This is a genomic window from Qipengyuania vulgaris, from assembly GCF_009827325.1.
Lineage (GTDB): Bacteria > Pseudomonadota > Alphaproteobacteria > Sphingomonadales > Sphingomonadaceae > Qipengyuania > Qipengyuania vulgaris.
Genome location: NZ_WTYC01000001.1, coordinates 247,792 through 264,418 on the forward strand (window position 1 = coordinate 247,792; position 16,627 = coordinate 264,418).

A 16,627-nucleotide genomic window follows, 5' to 3' on the forward strand; every position below is an offset into this window, starting at 1 on the left:
ATTCAAGACACTGCGGCAAGCGCCCCAAGGACAGCATCACCGATCTCACCGGTAGAAGCGGTTCCCCCCAGGTCCGCGCCGCGCACATCGCTGGCCACCACCTGCGCCACGGCACGTTCGATCCGGCCCGCATCGCTCTCCCGCCCGAGCGAGTGGCGCAGCAGCATGGCCAGACTGAGGATCGCAGCGACGGGGTTGGCCTTTCCTTCCCCGGCAATATCAGGCGCACTGCCGTGAATTGGCTCATAAAGGCCGAACGTGCCGAATTCGGTCCGCCGTTCGCCGAGACTGGCACTGGCGAGCAGGCCGATGGAGCCGACACATGCGCTCGCCTGGTCGGAAAGGATGTCGCCGAAAAGGTTTCCGGTCAGGATCACGTCGAACTGGCCGGGACTGCGCACCATCTGCATGGCGGCATTGTCGACATACATGTGATCGAGCTGGACGTCGGGGTATTCGCGCGCGACCTCGATCACCGTCTCGCGCCAGATGCGGCTGGTTTCCAGCACGTTCGCCTTGTCCACGCTGGTCAGGCGCTTCCGCCGCTTCTGCGCGGCCTGGAATCCGATATGGGCGATGCGCCGCACCTCGGTTTCGTTGTAAGACATGGCGTCCCACCCCTCGCGTCCGCCCTCGCCGGCACGCTCGCCCTTCTCGCCGAAATAGACATCGCCGTTCAGTTCGCGCACCACGAGCAGGTCGATCCCGCGTGCCACTTCGGGTTTGAGCGATGACATATCCTCGAGCCCGGGATAGCCCGCCGCAGGCCGCAAATTGGCGAACAGCCCCAGTTCGCTGCGCAGGCTCAGGATCGCCTGTTCAGGCCGGTGCTCGCGCGGCAATTCGTCGCACGCGGGATCGCCTACCGCACCGAACAGCGCCGCATCGGCGGCGCGGGCCATCTCCAGCGTCTCCTGCGGCAGCGGCATACCGTGCCGGCGGTAGGCAATGCCTCCGACATCGCCCTCGAACAGGGAAAGCTGCGGCAGGGAAAGCGCCTCGAGTACGCGCTTCGCCTCGGCGATAACTTCGGGGCCGATCCCGTCGCCGGGAAAAATCGCAATCTTCATTCAGGCCATCCGTTCGAGCCGCTGCATCAGGAGAGACCTAGCGGCTAGAACGTCGGCGCGGGTGTCGGCAAGCAGATAGCGGGCGATCGGGGCCTCGCTGGCGCGCAGAATTTCCAGAGCTTGCTCAAGCCCCGCTATCTCCGGCTTTGCGCCGCCATATCCCATTTCGCGCAGCAACAGCACTTCGTAAGATGCGAGCGCCGGTGCCCAGCCCCGCGCCGACGGGGCATTGCAGATCGCGTCGAGCAGCGCGGAGACGGCCCGGTACAGGCTGGGATACGGATTGCGTTCCGGAAGGGCGCTTGCAGTGAGCGCACAGGTCCACGCAATGGCGGCAGCAGGCAGCGGCTCGGTCAGCCAGGGTCCGCGGCTCTGCGAAAGTTCCAGCCGGGCGAAGGGTAGTTGGCTGTCAGATTTGGCGCGTATCTCGGCTTCGACCAGATTGCCGGGAATGACGACCGGGCGCAGCTGCCGCCCGCGGCCGCCCGCGACATAGGCTGCCACCATCCCGCTTTCCTCGGTGAAAAGTCGCGCGATAATCGCCGTCTCACCGTGAGGGCGGGCAGCTATCAATATGGCGGGTGCGCGTAAGTGCATGGCCTTGCCCTAGCGAAAGCCGGTGCGCGGCGGAACGGTCAGTTTGACTGCGCTTCCTTCGACGCCATTACCGCCATCGGCTCCGGGCGCCCCATCGACCAGTTCTGCTGCATCCGGACTTGCGGGTTGGGCGCGCACCAGATCTCTCCGGTTGCGGTAATGGCCGTCACCCAGAGCAGGTTATGCTCTTGCCCGTAATCGATAACGGCAAGCGCATATCCGTCACCGCGTCCAAGGACATGGAGCGGAATGGGAGGGTTGAGCTGAGTAAGCATGAGCGACGCCTTTCAAAGCTGCGACGCTCGAATGGGGAACGGGTTCCCCATTCATCATCAGGCCTTCTGCTTGGCTTCCAGCGCAGCAACGCGAACGGCGAGATCCTCTGCCTGTTCGCGCGCCTTGGCCGCCATCGTCTTGACCGCGTCGAATTCTTCGCGGGTGACGAAATCCATCCCGCCGAACGCCTCCTTCGCCCGTTCGCGCGCGGTTTCACGTGCTTCGCGGGTCATGCCGGCAAGCGTACCGGCCGCCGAATTGGCGAGTTTCACGAAATCGGCGATCATGGGGTTCTGGCTCTGCATGGGAGCTATCTAGGCGCGCTGGGATGGTACTTCAATTGCCGATCCGCACCCGCTCGACCGCGTCGCCGCGGCCCGCGTCTTCCGCGTCGGGATTGAGCCGCAGGAATTCGTAATTGAGCAGCGCGGCGAAGCTGACCCAGGCAAGATAGGGCAGCAGGAGTAGCGCGGCGAGTTTTCTCACCTTCCAGAACTGCGCGATCACTGCCAGCAGGGTCAGCACGATCAGCACAATGACGACCAGTGCGATGGTGATCTGCTGCATGGAAAAGAACACGGGCGTCCATGCGAGGTTGAACACGAAATGGACCGCAAACATCCACAGCGCTGCCGTGCGTCCGCGCGCGCCCCATGCAGAAGCGATAATGGCGACCGAGAGGCCGATCATCACGTAGAGGATCGTCCAGACGATACCGAACCACTTGGGCTCGGGAAAGATCGAGGGCTTCTCTAGCGCCTGGAACCACGCGCTATCCGAGCCAGTCCCGAGCTGCCCCGCAAGGAAACCGAGCAGCACGCATAGCGGCACGGCAAAAAGCGCCCAGCGAATGAAACTGGCGCGGAGCTGTCCGCGCGAAGCCAGCATGTTCATTGCGTAAAGTCCCTCAAGCGCCCCGAATCGTTATGCTTCCTTGTGACGCCGCGCGGCGTTCTGCGCAATCGCGCTCGATCGGCCTGCACTCCGTTACACCTCAGACCTTCACGATGCCCTTGGCAACGAGGCTGCGGACCGTGTCTTCCAGCGTCTGTTGTGCGGGGATGAAGGTGAAACCCAGCTTCTCTTCGGTGTGCCTTCCCGACACGTCGCGGACATTGCCGAGCTCGCCCTTGATCTGGCGCATCTCGGACATGAAGTGGGCGAGGAATTTCGCCAGCCAATCCGGCATTCGGCGTGTCGGAACCTTGCCGGCGTATTCCGGCACACGTGCGCGGATCGTATCGGCCATCTCGCTGATCCACATGAATTTCTGCGAGGTCGGGAAGCGTTCGCCGCGGACGGTGTCGGCGGGAGCTTCGAGCGCGCGAATGTGCGCCTCGGCAACGTCGCGCACGTCGGTGATGCAGATGCCCATGTTCGGGATCAGCGGGATCGAGCCGTCGACGATCTTCTTCACCATTTCGACGCTGGTGGACATGTCGTCGTCATAGACCGGACCGAAGACGGCGACCGGGTTGATCGAGCAATATGCCATGTCCGGCGCGTTCATCGCCACCCAGTCGCGCGCGGCGCGTTCGGCGACGGTCTTGGACTGGATATAGGGAGGCGGCTTCTTCGTCAGGTCGGTCCAGTCGGTGTAGTCGAAATGGTTCTTGTGTGGTTGCCCATAGGCGATAGCCGCTGCAGAACTGGTGTGAATGAAGCGCTTGATACCGGCACTGAACGCATGCTCTAGCGCTCGAAGCGTTCCATCCCGGGCCGGAATGATGAGATCGTCCGCGTTCTTCGGAACGTCGAGCGGGAACGGTGATGCCACATGCATTACCGCATCGCATCCGGCATTCGCCTCTGCCCAGCCATCATCCGAAAGAAGGTCGGCGGAAAAGACTTTCAGCCGTTCTCCCGCATCGGGCCAACGCCTGCGCAGTTTCGCTTCGCTCTTCGCGGCATCCCGCACCGTGGTATGGACGGTGTATTCTCTGGCGAGGAGCTGGTCGATGATCTCCCCGCCAATGTAGCCGGTGCCGCCGGTTACCAGTATCGTGCCTGTCATGCTGCGCTCCCACCTGTGTTTGGCGGTAGCCTAGACATCTAGCGCATCAGGACAAGTTCTTCGGCCATGGTCGGGTGGATCGCGGTGGTGGCATCGAAATCGGCCTTGGTCAGCCCGGCCTTCACCGCGATTGCGGCGGCCTGCATCATCTCCGGCGCTTCCGGCGCGATCATGTGGATGCCGACGATCTTTCCGCTGTCGCCATCGCAAACCATCTTCATCAGGCTGCGTTCGTTGCGGCCCGCCAAGACGTTCTTCATCGGGCGGAAGTCGGACAGGTAGACCTTCACGCTGCCGAGCTTGTTCTTGGCTTCGCCCTCGGTCATGCCGACTGCCGCGATCGGCGGGTGGCTGAAGACTGCGCTGGGGATGCAGCTATGGTCGACCGCGACCGGACCGCCCTTGCCGAATACCGTATCGGCGAAGGCCTGCCCCTCGCGGATGGCGACGGGGGTGAGCTGCACGCGGTCGGTCACGTCGCCGACGGCATAGATGTGATCGACGCTGGTCTTCGAGAAGCGGTCCACCTTGATTTCGCCATTCTCACCCATATCGACCCCGGCCTTCTTGAGGCCGAGATTTTCGGTGTTGGGAATGCGCCCGACGGCAAACAACACGAGGTCGGCTTTCTCCTCGCCGCAATCCGACAGCTTCACGAAGTAGCCGCCATCCTTGCACGGCTTGATGTATTCGAAAGTCGTGTTGAAGCGGAACTTGATCCCCTTGGTCGTCGAGATCTGGAGCAGCCGGTCGCGGACCGCCTCGTCATAGCTGCGCAAGAGGCGGTCGCCGCGATTCACCACGTGAACATCGCAGCCGAATTCGTTGAAAATCCCTGCGAACTCATTTGCGATGTAACCACCACCCGCGATGATGATCTTCTTCGGAAGTTCGTCGAGATGGAATGCTTCGTTGGAACTGATCGCGTGTTCCGCGCCCTGGCATTCGGGCATGCGCGGACGCGCGCCCGTGGCGATCAGGATGGTCTTCGCGGTGACCTTCTTACCGCTGGCGAGTGTCACTTCATGCGGACCGGTGATTTCCGCACGTTCCTTGAAGATGGTGACATCGTGATTTTCGAGCGTGTCGGTGTAAGCCGCCTCGATCCGCGTCACATCATCGAGGACGTTGTCTCGCAGCACCTTCCAGTCGAACTTCTTCTCGCCGATTTCCCAGCCGAAACGGCGGCAATCCTCGAGGTCCTCGGCAAAATGCGCGCCGTAGACGAGCATCTTCTTCGGCACGCAGCCGCGGATGACGCAGGTCCCGCCGACACGGTGTTCCTCTGCAATCGCGACCTTCGCACCATGGGCCGCCGAGACGCGGCTCGCGCGCACGCCGCCGGACCCGGCACCGATGGTGAAAAGATCGTAATCGAATTTGTCAGCCATACGGCGCTCCTGTCAGCGTGAGCGCGCGATATGGCGAGTAGGAGTTACAAGGGCAACCGCTTGCAGGATCAGCCCTGGCTGCGGCGCCGGTTGCGACTGCGGTTGCGGTTGCCGCCGGCACGGGCGCCCTGCGGCTTGCCCTCGCCCTGGCCAGCGCCCGCACCTGCAGGCCGGCCCTTGCGCGCCGGGTGCTTCTGCTTGGGCTTCCTGGCCGCCGCATCGCCCGTGGGACGGACCCGGGGACGTGCCAGCTTGGGCTTCTGTTCGCGCTTGGTCGGACCAACGCCTTCCACCACGGCGCGGAAATTGTCGGGAAGCGGCAGACGTTCGAATTCCGCGTCGGTCTTCTTGCGAATATCCTTGAGGTAATCGCGTTCGTCCTCGGCGCAGAAGGCAATGGCCACCCCGTCACGGCCCGCACGCGCGGTGCGCCCGATGCGGTGAACATACTGTTCGGGCACGTTCGGCAGCTCGTAATTGAGCACGTGGCTGACGCCGGGGATGTCGATCCCGCGCGCCGCGACGTCGGTCGCGACCAGGATCGGGGTCTTCGCCCGCTTGAACTCGTCCAGCGCGCGCTCGCGCTGCGGCTGGCTCTTGTTGCCGTGGATGGCGTTGGCGGGGATGCCGCTCTGGCTGAGCTTCTTCACGATCCGGTCGCAGCCATGCTTGGTCCGCGCGAAGATGAGCACACGCTCGAACTTGCCGGGGACTGCATGGCGTTCGGACAGCATCATCTCGAGCAGCGTCTGCTTCTCGTCCTGCTGGACCATGAAGAGATACTGGTCGATCCGCTCGGCCGTGGTGCTTTCAGGGGTAACGCTGACCTTGACCGGGTTCCGGCAATATTTGCCGACCAGTTCCTGGATCTGCTTGGGCATGGTGGCGCTGAAGAACAGCGTCTGGCGGTTGTCCGGTACGAGTTCGCTGATCCGGCGCAGGGCGTGGATGAAGCCGAGGTCGAGCATCTGGTCCGCTTCGTCGAGGACGAGGATTTCGACCTTGTCGAGCGTGAACGCCTTCTGGTCGATCAGGTCGAGCAGGCGGCCCGGCGTGGCGACGAGGATGTCGGTGCCGCGATGCAGCTTGTTACGGTCCTTGTTGACCGAAGTACCGCCGACGATGCTGTGCACCTTCAGACCGGCAAGTGCGCCATAGTCCTTGGCGGCTTCGGCAATCTGCCCGGCCAGTTCGCGCGTCGGTGCAAGCACCAGCATGCGGCAGGATTTGAACGGTGTCTGGTTTTCGGCATCGCGCAACCGGTCGATGCTCGGGAGCATGAACGCGGCGGTCTTGCCGGTACCCGTCTGGGCGATGCCCATCAGGTCGCGCCCTTCGAGAACGGGAGGAATGGCCTGCGCCTGGATCGGCGTCGGCGTGGTATAGCCCTTCATGTCGAGGGCCTGGAGCACGGGCTGCGAAAGTCCGAGATCGGTAAACTGTGTCATGTTTGAGTGTTTAGCTCGCATAATATGCGGCGCGCAGAGTCACAGCTCGCGCGGCGCGGGTGTCAAACGACCCGCGTGAAAAGGGAAGTCTTTGGAAAATTGACCGAGGCGCGGCCGGGGCGATGGATGTCTGCCAATCGCCACTTCACGCTGGCTAGCGCGCTTCGATGGCCGTCATGTGGATGCTGCAGTGCAAAAAGTCAATCCTCGGATCAGTCGGCAGTCACTTATCGAACTTACGCGTGTCAGACCAGTAACCCAATTGAGCAATAAGATTTCTGTTCTCGAGGAGCAAAATGGTCTGGATGGTCTCTGACGAAGCTTCGATATTCACGAATACATTGAAGACGCTGTCAAGAAGGCCGTCCTCGCAATGACCCAGTTCGATCGCGTCACCCTTGAGCATGTCGCTACATTGCCACGGACCCAATTCGCGCCAATACATACCGCCGTATGCTTCCCGAGCCTTGGGACTGTCACCGATCATCGAGAAGCCCTCGACATTCAGCAGCCGATACAAGGCTTCCGTTACATCCTTGGGCCCGTCGAACGTTTGCGTGCCCACCGTATTCGCAAGTGCCAGGCTGATCGTAGGATGCGCAGATTTGCGGGCCTCTACCAACTCGCCCTTAGCAATGGCCGCAAAAAAACGACCGGGAACATCAAGGGATAAATATGCTGGCGGCGAGCATGCTGAAAGGCCGCTCGACGCAAGTGCCGTTACCACAGCACTTGCAGCGAAAAGTTCTCTTCGAGAAACAGTCATTTGATTTAACTAGCCTAAAGTCGCCGCTTTCAACAGCCCCTCCGTACTCGCGTCGAACTCATCCCCGCCCTGTTCGATCGCTTTCGCCATCTGCTTGCCCAGTTCGACGCCGAACTGGTCGAAGGGGTTGATCCCCATCAGTACGGCATTGGCGAAGGTGCGGTGTTCGTGGAAGGCGATCAGTGCGCCCAGCGTGGCGGCATCGAGATCGTCGCACAGGATCGTGGCGGAGGGTCGATCGCCCGGATAATTGCGCGCCGGGTCCTCTCCCTTCTTGCCCGCCATCAACGCCGCTCCTTGCGCGAAGCAGTTCATCAGCAGGATGCGGTGATGCGCCGGGTCCAGAGCGTCGCCCGGGGCGATGCTGGCGATGAAATCGACCGGGATCAAATGCGTGCCCTGATGCAGGAGCTGGAACACGGCATGCTGCGCATCGGTGCCCACTCCGCCCCATGTGACCGGCGCGGTCGGGCCGTCGACCGGCTGCATGTCCGCAGTCACGCGTTTGCCGTTGCTCTCCATCTCCAGCTGCTGGAGATAGTTCGGAAACAGGCCCAGCCGCTCGTCATAGGCGAAGACCGCGCGCGTCTGGCACCCGCGCACCCGGGTGTAGTAGAGATCGGCGAAGGCCGCGCGCAGGACGAGGTTTTCGGCCACCTCCGCGTCGCGGAAATGCGCATCGACCGCTGCTGCACCGGCCAGCATTTCGCGGAAATCGTCCATCCCCACCGCCATGGCGATGGGAAAGCCGATGCTGGACCAGATCGAATACCGCCCGCCGACGCTTTCCTGGAAGGGCAGGATGCGCGTCTCGTCGACGCCCCATTCCACCGCGCCTTCGGGATTGGCAGTGAGCGCCACCACCCGGCCGCCCGGATCGGAGACGCCGTTGTCGGCCAGCCATTTGAGCGCGCTTTGCGCATTGGTCATCGTCTCGATGGTGGTGAAGGTCTTGCTTGCCACCGCGATCAGCGTCTTGGCCGGATCGCATTTCGCAAAGGCCGCTTCCAGCGCCACGCCATCGATGTTGGACACGACATGCACGTCGCAGCGGGCAAAGTCGCGGCTCAGCGCGTCGACACCCAGCGCCGGCCCCAGCGCGCTGCCGCCAATGCCGATATGGATCAGATGCTCGATCTCGCCGAGCGTGCCCTGGTGGATCGCTTCGACCAGCATACCCATGCGGTCGATCAGCGCGGCGGCTTCTTCCACCTTCGCCGCGTCACCCACGCCGCGCAGGGTGGCATGGTCGGCGGCGCGGCCTTCGGTCGGATTGACCACCTCGCCCGCGAACAGCTTGCGCCGCTGGCCTGCAAAATCCATCGCCTCGGCCAGTTCGGCGAATTTCGCCAGAACCGCGCGGTCGAGATGGGTCTTCGACCAGTCGAACAGGATGCCGCCCGGTGCCATCAGGTCCTCTGCGGTATCGCCGGCCAGTTCGATCCTGCCCGAAAGCATCACCACCCGCTCCGCCCCGCCCGGCTCGTCCGTGCCCTCGCCGCCATCGCGCTCGGCGCTGAACAGCTCAAGCAAGGTAGGCTGCGGCAGGCTGGCGAGATCGGTCCAGATAGCGGCGGCAGATTTGTTCATGACGGGCAAAAATCCTTTGATGGTCGCGCCTGTGCGACTAGGGCTTTCGGCGATGAATGAGAACCCCCGCCATATACAGCCGGATCCCGATATCGATCCGGCGGAAACCGCCGCAACCGACACACCGCAGGAAGAGCAGGAAAGCTGGGGCGATTTCCTCAAGTTCGTCCTGAAGCTGGTGGCCGTGGTGCTGATCTTCCGCAGCTTCTTCTTCTCGCCCTTCACCATCCCCAGCGAAAGCATGCTGCCCGGCCTGCGCAACGGCGATTATCTCGTCGCGGCGAAATGGTCCTATGGCTATTCCAGCCTGTCCCTGCCGTTCGAGGCGCCGCTGATCCCGGGACGCATCTTCGCCGACCTGCCCGAGCGGGGCGACGTGGTGATCTTCAAGCATCCGGTCGACGGCACCGACTACGTGAAACGCGCGATCGGCCTGCCGGGCGATACCGTCGCCGTACGGGGCGGAACGGTCTATCTCAACGGTGAACCCCTGCCGCAGGAGCGCGGCGGTTATGTCGACATCCCGATGAGCGCGAATACCAGCTGCCGCTCCGACGGCGGCACGATCGTCGGCGAAAGCACCTGCCGCTATCGCCAGGTCATCGAGACGCTGCCCTCCGGCAAGAGCTATGCCACGATCGATTTCGGACGTTCCATGCAGGACGATTTCGAACCGGTCGTGGTGCCGCAGGGCAAGATCTTCGTAATGGGCGACAATCGCGACAATTCGCTCGACAGCCGCTTCCCGGCGACACCCGGGGGAGGCGTGGGACTTGTCGATGCGGACATGCTGGTGGCGCGCGCCAGTATGGTTCTCTGGTCGACCGATGGCAGCGCCGAGTGGCTGCTGCCCTGGACGTGGTTCACCGCGGCCCGCTGGGACCGGATCGGCAGCGACATATGACCGGTCTCAAGCCCGAAACGCGCGGCTGGCTGGAGGCGACCGGATTCACGGTCGGCGACGATGCCCTCTGGCTGGCCGCCCTCACCCATGGCAGCATGGGCGAGAAGGACGATTACGAGCGGCTCGAATTCCTCGGTGACCGCGTGCTTGGCCTGTCCATCGCGCACTGGCTTTACGAACGGAGCGAAGCGCCCGAGGGCAAGCTGGCCCAGCGACTCAATGCCATCGTCAGCCGCGAGATGTGCGCCACCGTGGCCCGCGGGATCGGCCTGTCCGAACATATGCGCATTTCGAAGCAGGCCCGCGCGGATGGCGGTACGGATAGCGACAATATCCTGGGCGACGTGATGGAATCGCTGCTCGGCGCGCAGTTTCTCGACAATGGCTTTGCCGCGGCGCGCGATCTGGTCCACCAGCTCTGGCGCCCGGCGCTGGAAAGCGGCGCAGGCGAAAGCAAGCACCCCAAGAGCGCCTTGCAGGAATGGGCCGCGGGCAACCGCCGCAAGCCGCCAGAATACGAAGTGGTCGAACGGTCGGGCCCCGATCACGCGGCGCAGTTCACGGTCCGGGTAAAGGTCCACAAGGTCGGCGAAGCCACCGCCACCGCCAACAGCAAGGGCGAAGCCGAAAAGGCCGCAGCCAAGGAATTCATGGAGAAGTTCGGATGACCGAACAGAAAACACACTGCGGCCTCGTCGCCGTGATCGGCGCCCCCAACGCGGGCAAGTCCACGCTGGTGAACCAGCTGGTCGGCCAGAAGGTCGCCATCACATCCGCCAAGGCGCAGACCACCCGCGCCCGCATGCTGGGCATTGCCCTGCACGGCGATACGCAGATGATCCTCGTCGACACGCCCGGAATCTTCGCTCCCAAGCGCCGGCTCGACCGCGCGATGGTCAGCGCCGCATGGGAAGGCGCGGAAAGTGCCGATGCCGTGCTGTTGCTGGTCGATCCGATCAAGCAGCGGCGGCACGAGCTGGAACCTCTGGTCGAGGCTCTGAAGGACCGGCCAGAGCGCAAGATCCTCGTGCTCAACAAGGTGGACATAGCGAAGAAGGAGCCCTTGCTCGCGCTGGCGCAGGAGCTGGGCGAGAAGATTGAGTTCTCGGAAGTCTATTTCGTCTCCGCGCTCACCGGCGACGGCGTGCCCGAGATGAAGCAGGCGCTTGCCGATCTGATGCCGGAAGGTCCGTGGATGTATCCCGAAGACCAGGTCTCCGACGTCAGCGAACGGCTGCTGGCCACCGAGATCACCCGCGAGCAGCTCTACCAGCAGCTGCACGAGGAACTGCCCTACGACAGCGCCGTGCGGCCCGAGAAATACATCCAGCGCAAGGACGGCAGCGTCGAAATCCACCAGCAGATCGTCGTGATGCGCGACAATCAGCGGATGATCGTGCTCGGCAAGGGCGGCAGCCGCATCAAGTCGATCGGCCAGGCCGCACGCGAGGAGCTGAGCGAATTATTGGGTCAGAAGGTCCACCTCTTCCTCCACGTCAAGACCGACGAACGCTGGAGCGAAGACAAGGAAATGTTCGAGGAAATGGGCCTCGACTGGACGCGTTGAGGCTCTCGCGGCGATGGGTTGGTCCGACACCCTGAGCCATCTTGGCGCGGCACTTGCCGTTGGCCTGATGATCGGGCTGGAGCGCGGCTGGAAGCTGCGCGGAGCCCAAGATGGCCAGCGAGTTGCGGGTATCCGGACCTTCACCCTGCTTGCGATTACCGCTGGTCTCTCCGGTCTGCTTGCTCTCTCGGGTTATGAAATCGTCGCCGGTGTGCTCGTCGCCGGAGCGGCGGCGATAGTGGCGATCGGCTACTCCCGTGCGGTTGCCGCCGACGGCCGGCCCGATGCCACATCCGCGATTGCCGCGATGGTGACTTTGGGCCTTGGCTTCATTGCCGGGTCGGGCGAGGCGATGCTGGCCGTGGCAGGGGGAGCAGTGGTCACGCTGCTCCTCGCGCTGCGCAACGAGGTCCATCGCTGGGTCGGGGCATTGGACGAAGACGATATCAAGGCGTTTGCGCGCTATGCGGTCATTGCGCTCGCGGTGTTTCCGTTTCTGCCCGAGGGCCGCTTCGGTCCATACGACGCCTGGGAGCCGCGCAATCTGTGGCTCGTGGTAGTCATCGTCACGGGCTTCTCCTTCGCCGGCTACGTCGCCAACCGCCTGTTCGGTACTCGCCACGGAACGATTGCGACCGCCGTCATTGGCGGAGCTTACAGTTCGACGGCTGTAACCCATTCCTTCGCCCAGAAAATCGGTGCGGAGAGCGGAGGCGGTGCGGAGAACGCGGGAATCGCGCTGGCTAGCGCAGTGATGTATCTGCGGGTTGTCGTGCTTGTTGCGATCCTGGCAACAAGCCTTCTCCCCCATTTCGTGATCGTCGTCGCACCAGCGCTGATCGTCGGCTTTGCCGCGGCCTGGTGGCTCTATCGCAAGGCTCCTTCGACGACGGGTCCCGCACCGCCGGGCAATCCCATCGCATTGGTGCCGGCGCTCACCTTCGTAATCTTCGTGGCCACCGCCGCCGTCGCGGCGCGCTGGGCCCAAGGCGAATTCGGCGAGCAGGGCATCGCCGTGCTCCTGCTGCTGATGGGCAGCATGGACGTCGATGCAGCAATCGTGACCGCAGGCGGATTGGAACCCGGCACCATCGCACCCGGCCTCGCAGCATTGGCCATAGCGGGCACGATCCTCGCCAACATGGCTGTCAAACTGGGCATAACGCTCGCCTACGGGAAGCGCGAGGCCCGCCCAGCCGCCTTGGCGCTAGGAGCCAGCATGGTCGCTTTGGGAGCGAGCATTTTGATCGGCTACGCGCGGCTCTAACCCCGCCACCTACCTTTTCTTCACCTTGGGAATCTTCGCATTGGGGGTGCCGTCGGTGACATAGGGGCCATAGCGCCCCGGCATGACCTTGATCTCGTCGCCGCTAGTCGGATGTTCACCCACGCGAGGAGCTGAGCGAGCTGTTAGGTCAGAAGGTCCACCTCTTCCTCCACGTCAAGACCGACGAAGGCTGGAGTGAAGACAAGGAAATATTCAAGGAAATGGGGCTGGAGTGGAAGGCTTAGCCTGATGGTTGTTCCACTGCGAATTCTACGCTGACCTCGCTTACATATGAAACCGGGGTTCCTTCTTTCCCGGTCTCGATTGCAAATCGATCGTCCTGAAAGAAGGTGCATGCCGCTTCGGAGTAGGCCGAACGATCACCGTTCTTCTCAGCGCAGGCTTCGACCAAGCCATCGCGACCAATCTGCATCGCAAGCGAGATCTGCTTCCGGCTTCCATCTTCTGGAGGCAGAGACTTCACCGCAAGCTGGTATTGCGCGTTCGCTTTCAGATTGGAAACTTCTTCGCCAAGTTCCGTATCAGGGAGCACCAGCTTGATCTCATCCCGGCGCTTTCCGTAAGTAGGTTCGCCATTGGCATCGACGGCTGGGCGCATTTTCGTCCGCCGATGCATTGTGCAGACCTGCTTTGCCAGCCGTTCATTTCCAGCAGAAGCGACTATGTCGCACCGCTGAACATTACCCTTTGGATCGACGAAAAGCTCGAAATAAACGAAGGTCGATTGCTCTGCGCGTAACGCCCACGTCGGGTAATCGCTCAAAATTTCACGTGACGAGCGCTCAGGCAATTGCGGCGCAGCGAGCACTACTGTGGCGGTCGCGAGGATGAACGAAAACACAGTCATTTCATAGGACTACCACGACCGGAAGCGCAGTCAATCCCGGACGAAATCGAAGGGCACGGCGTTCAATAATCGAATTCACCGCTTCTTCATGATCTCGATCTTGTTCTTCTTGGCGAAGTCCTTGGTCGATTCCTCGCTGCGGCCGATGGCCTTGGCGATTTCCTTCAGGCCCTTGCCCTTGCCGGCCAGCGTGCGGAGCTGGCCGGCCTCGTCGGACTTCCAGGGTTGCTTGTGGCGCTCGAAACGTTCCTTCGCCATCAATCTGCGTCCTTCTTGGCCGGAGCCTTCGTCTTGGCCGGAGCCTTCTTCTTGGCCGGAGCCTTCTTCTTCGCAGCGGTTTTCTTCTTCGGCGCCGCCTTCTTCTTGGCCTTTTTCTTCGCCGGGCCCTTGGCTGCGCGGGCGTCGATGAGTTCGATAGCCTGCGCTTCGGTCACGTCCTCGGGCTTAACGTCCTTGGGGATCGTCGCATTGGTGGTGCCGTCGGTGACATAGGGGCCATAGCGCCCCGGCATGACCTTGATCTCGCCGCCGCTGGTCGGGTGTTCGCCCAGCGTCTTGATCGGCTCGGCCTTACCGCGCCCGCCGCCCTTGCGGTTGGCCGCTTCGGCCAGCAGCGAAACGGCCGCGTTCATGCCCGTGTCGAACACGTCGCGGGTGCTGGTCAGCTTGGCGTATTTGCCATCATGACGGAGATAGGGGCCATAGCGGCCGATATTCGCCTCGATCTCCTGGCCCGTTTCGGGATGCGTGCCGACGATACGCGGCAGGCTGAGCAGCTTGAGTGCCCATTCGAGATCAAAGTCGTCGAGGTCCTTGGGAATGCTGGCGCGCTTGGCATCCTTGCCCTCACCCAGCTGGATGTAGGGACCGAAACGGCCCGTCTTTCGCTCGACCGGGAGGCCCGTTTCCGGATCCTCGCCCATCGCGCCGTCTTTCGCACCTTCATCCCCGTCGCTTCCGGGCTTGGCGAACTGGCGGGTGAACTTGCATTCGGGATAATTGGCACAGGCGACGAACGCCCCGTAGCGCCCACCGCGAAGCGCCAGCCGTCCCCCATCGCGCCCTTCCGTTTCGCACAGCGGGCAATGGCGCGGGTCCTTGCCGTCGGCGCGTTCGGGGAAGAGATAGTCGGATAGAAACTCGTCCAGCACCTCGGTCACTTCCGAAGGCTTCTTCTCCATTACCTCTTCGGTCTTGGGTTTGAAGTCCTTCCAGAATTCGGCGAGCAGCTTCTTCCATTGCTCTTCACCTGCGGAAACCTCGTCGAGCTCGTCTTCCATCCCGGCGGTGAAATCGAAGGACACGTAACGCTCGAAGAACCGTTCGAGAAATGCCGTCAGCAAGCGCCCCGATTCCTCTGCAAAGAAACGGTTTTTCTCCATCCGGACATAGTCGCGATCGCGCAGGGTCTGGAGGGTGGAGGCATAGGTCGACGGGCGCCCGATGCCGAGTTCCTCCAGCCGTTTCACGAGGCTAGCTTCGCTGAAACGCGGGGGCGGCTGCGTGAAATGCTGGTTCGCCTCGACCACCTTTTTGAGCGGGCTGTCGCCCTTGCTCACATTCGGCAGCAGGCCGTCCTCGTCATCTTCCGAAGGCTCGTCGCGGCCTTCCTGATAGACCGCGAAATAGCCGGGGAATTTGACCACCTGGCCAGTCGCGCGCAGCTCGTGCTTACCCGTTCCGTCGCGCAGGGTGATCGTGGTGCGTTCGAGATTGGCCGAGGCCATCTGGCTCGCCATCGCGCGTTTGAAGACGAGGTCGTAGAGCTTCGCTTCATCCCCGCTGCCCGCGCGGTCCTTCCTGAAATCGGTCGGGCGGATCGCCTCATGGGCTTCCTGCGCGTTCTTGGCCTTGGTCGAATAGAACCGCGGCTTGTCGGGGAGGTAATAGGCGTCGTAGCGGTCGGCGATGGCCTTGCGGCAGGCATCGATGGCGCTGCCATCCATCTGCACACCGTCGGTACGCATGTAGGTGATATGCCCCGCCTCGTAGAGCGACTGGGCAAGGCGCATCGTGTGGCTGGCCGAATAGCCGAGCTTACGCGATGCTTCCTGCTGCAAAGTCGAGGTAGTGAACGGCGGCGCGGGGCTGCGCTTCAAGGGCTTGGTCTCGATGTCCTCAACCGTGAAACGCGCATCTTCGACCGCCTTCTTCGCGGCCTTGGCGCTGCCTTCATCGCCCAGCGTCAGTTTCTGCAGCTTCTTGCCGTCATATTTGACCAGCCGCGCGTCGAACTGCGTCCCGTCCTGCTCCAGCCTGGCGAGGACCGACCAGTATTCGTCAGCCTTGAAATGTTCGATTTCGATTTCGCGGTCCACGATAAGGCGCAGCGCAACCGACTGTACGCGGCCCGCGCTCTTCGCGCCCGGCAGGCGGCGCCACAGCACCGGCGAGAGCGTGAAGCCGTAGAGGTAGTCTAGCGCGCGCCGGGCGAGATACGCGTCGATCAAATCCTGGTCGAGCTCGCGCGGGGCCTTCATCGCATCGGTGACGGCAGCCTTGGTAATCGCGTTGAAAGTGACGCGGTCGACCTTCTCGGGCAGCGCCTTTCGCTTGGCGAGCAATTCACGCACATGCCAGCTGATGGCTTCCCCTTCGCGGTCGGGGTCGGTCGCGAGAACGAGGCGCGTCGCCTTCTTGGCATTATCGCTGATTTCCTTGAAGCGGCTCTGCTTGTCCCGATAAAGCTCCCAGTCCATCGCGAAGTCTTCGTCCGGGCGGACGCTGCCGTCCTTGGGCGGCAGGTCGCGGACGTGACCGTATGAGGCGAGGACCTTGAAGTCCTTGCCGAGGTATTTCTCGATTGTCTTCGCCTTCGCGGGCGATTCTACGATGACCAGTTGCATGAGGTGTGAGGCAGTCCCTTACG

General features: G+C 62.7%; 17 protein-coding genes and 2 pseudogenes. 5 read left to right on the forward strand and 14 right to left on the reverse strand.

The features are described from left to right. Positions 1-2: 2 nt before the first annotated feature. The 10 genes from leuB to pgi form a co-directional block, all read right to left on the reverse strand. Positions 3-1,070 (reverse strand): 3-isopropylmalate dehydrogenase, encoded by a 1,068-nt coding sequence (gene leuB, locus GRI69_RS01260; RefSeq protein ID WP_160726507.1) that lies wholly within the window; start codon positions 1,068-1,070, stop codon positions 3-5. Beyond that, positions 1,071-1,667, reverse strand: a complete 597-nt coding sequence (recO, locus tag GRI69_RS01265) for a DNA repair protein RecO (RefSeq protein WP_160726508.1) — start codon at positions 1,665-1,667, stop codon at positions 1,071-1,073. 38 nt (positions 1,668-1,705) lie between these two features. Next, a complete protein-coding gene (locus tag GRI69_RS01270) occupies positions 1,706-1,942 on the reverse strand; it encodes a hypothetical protein (RefSeq protein WP_160726509.1) in 237 nt (78 codons plus the stop codon). Positions 1,943-1,999: 57 nt separating this feature from the next. Next, positions 2,000-2,248: an accessory factor UbiK family protein gene (locus GRI69_RS01275; protein ID WP_160726510.1), complete on the reverse strand. Its 249-nt coding sequence runs from the start codon at positions 2,246-2,248 to the stop codon at positions 2,000-2,002. A 31-nt stretch (positions 2,249-2,279) separates the two neighbouring features. After that, positions 2,280-2,837, reverse strand: a complete 558-nt coding sequence (locus tag GRI69_RS01280; RefSeq protein ID WP_160726511.1) for a TspO/MBR family protein — start codon at positions 2,835-2,837, stop codon at positions 2,280-2,282. A gap of 100 nt (positions 2,838-2,937) precedes the next feature. Continuing rightward, entirely contained in the window at positions 2,938-3,957 is a 1,020-nt protein-coding gene (locus tag GRI69_RS01285) for an NAD-dependent epimerase/dehydratase family protein (protein ID WP_160726512.1), read from the reverse strand. A 38-nt stretch (positions 3,958-3,995) separates the two neighbouring features. Further along, positions 3,996-5,348 carry a glutathione-disulfide reductase gene (gene gorA, locus GRI69_RS01290; protein ID WP_160726513.1) on the reverse strand — a complete coding sequence of 451 codons (1,353 nt, stop codon included), beginning with the start codon at positions 5,346-5,348 and terminating at the stop codon, positions 3,996-3,998. 68 nt (positions 5,349-5,416) lie between these two features. Further along, positions 5,417-6,796: a DEAD/DEAH box helicase gene (locus GRI69_RS01295; protein WP_160726514.1), complete on the reverse strand. Its 1,380-nt coding sequence runs from the start codon at positions 6,794-6,796 to the stop codon at positions 5,417-5,419. A gap of 223 nt (positions 6,797-7,019) precedes the next feature. Continuing rightward, positions 7,020-7,562, reverse strand: a complete 543-nt coding sequence (locus tag GRI69_RS01300) for a hypothetical protein (protein ID WP_160726515.1) — start codon at positions 7,560-7,562, stop codon at positions 7,020-7,022. A 9-nt stretch (positions 7,563-7,571) separates the two neighbouring features. After that, positions 7,572-9,152, reverse strand: a complete 1,581-nt coding sequence (gene pgi, locus GRI69_RS01305; RefSeq protein WP_160726516.1) for a glucose-6-phosphate isomerase — start codon at positions 9,150-9,152, stop codon at positions 7,572-7,574. Between the two features lie 52 nt (positions 9,153-9,204). Between pgi and lepB the strand changes: the two genes are divergently transcribed. From lepB to GRI69_RS01325, 4 genes are read left to right on the forward strand one after another with little or no spacing between them, the layout of a single operon-like run. Continuing rightward, complete coding sequence (gene lepB / locus GRI69_RS01310) at positions 9,205-10,056, forward strand: signal peptidase I (protein WP_160726517.1); 852 nt, start codon at positions 9,205-9,207, stop codon at positions 10,054-10,056. Further along, on the forward strand, positions 10,053-10,724 hold the full coding sequence (gene rnc / locus GRI69_RS01315; RefSeq protein WP_160726518.1) for a ribonuclease III: 672 nt from the start codon (positions 10,053-10,055) through the stop codon (positions 10,722-10,724). Before lepB ends, rnc begins: the two co-directional genes overlap by 4 nt. Beyond that, positions 10,721-11,623 (forward strand): GTPase Era, encoded by a 903-nt coding sequence (gene era / locus GRI69_RS01320; RefSeq protein ID WP_160726519.1) that lies wholly within the window; start codon positions 10,721-10,723, stop codon positions 11,621-11,623. Before rnc ends, era begins: the two co-directional genes overlap by 4 nt. Before the next feature lie 13 nt (positions 11,624-11,636). Next, positions 11,637-12,890, forward strand: coding sequence for an MgtC/SapB family protein (locus GRI69_RS01325; RefSeq protein ID WP_160726520.1), 1,254 nt, complete (start codon positions 11,637-11,639; stop codon positions 12,888-12,890). A gap of 24 nt (positions 12,891-12,914) precedes the next feature. On the opposite strand, the pseudogene GRI69_RS16225 reads toward GRI69_RS01325, so the two are convergent. Next, a pseudogene (locus GRI69_RS16225) lies at positions 12,915-13,013 on the reverse strand (topoisomerase C-terminal repeat-containing protein); the annotation flags it as partial. Between GRI69_RS16225 and GRI69_RS15965 the strand changes: the two are divergent. Next, positions 13,013-13,135 (forward strand): annotated as a pseudogene (locus GRI69_RS15965) (GTPase Era); the annotation flags it as partial. The pseudogenes GRI69_RS16225 and GRI69_RS15965 overlap by 1 nt on opposite strands. Here the strand turns inward: GRI69_RS15965 and GRI69_RS01335 are convergent. The 3 genes from GRI69_RS01335 to topA form a co-directional block, all read right to left on the reverse strand. Beyond that, positions 13,132-13,719, reverse strand: coding sequence for an energy transducer TonB (locus GRI69_RS01335; protein ID WP_160726522.1), 588 nt, complete (start codon positions 13,717-13,719; stop codon positions 13,132-13,134). The pseudogene GRI69_RS15965 and the gene GRI69_RS01335 sit on opposite strands and share 4 nt — an antisense overlap. 114 nt (positions 13,720-13,833) lie before the next feature. Then, positions 13,834-14,016 (reverse strand): hypothetical protein, encoded by a 183-nt coding sequence (locus tag GRI69_RS01340; RefSeq protein WP_160726523.1) that lies wholly within the window; start codon positions 14,014-14,016, stop codon positions 13,834-13,836. Next, positions 14,016-16,604: a type I DNA topoisomerase gene (gene topA / locus GRI69_RS01345; protein ID WP_160726524.1), complete on the reverse strand. Its 2,589-nt coding sequence runs from the start codon at positions 16,602-16,604 to the stop codon at positions 14,016-14,018. The genes GRI69_RS01340 and topA overlap by 1 nt, the downstream gene beginning before the upstream one ends. Positions 16,605-16,627: the final 23 nt, after the last annotated feature.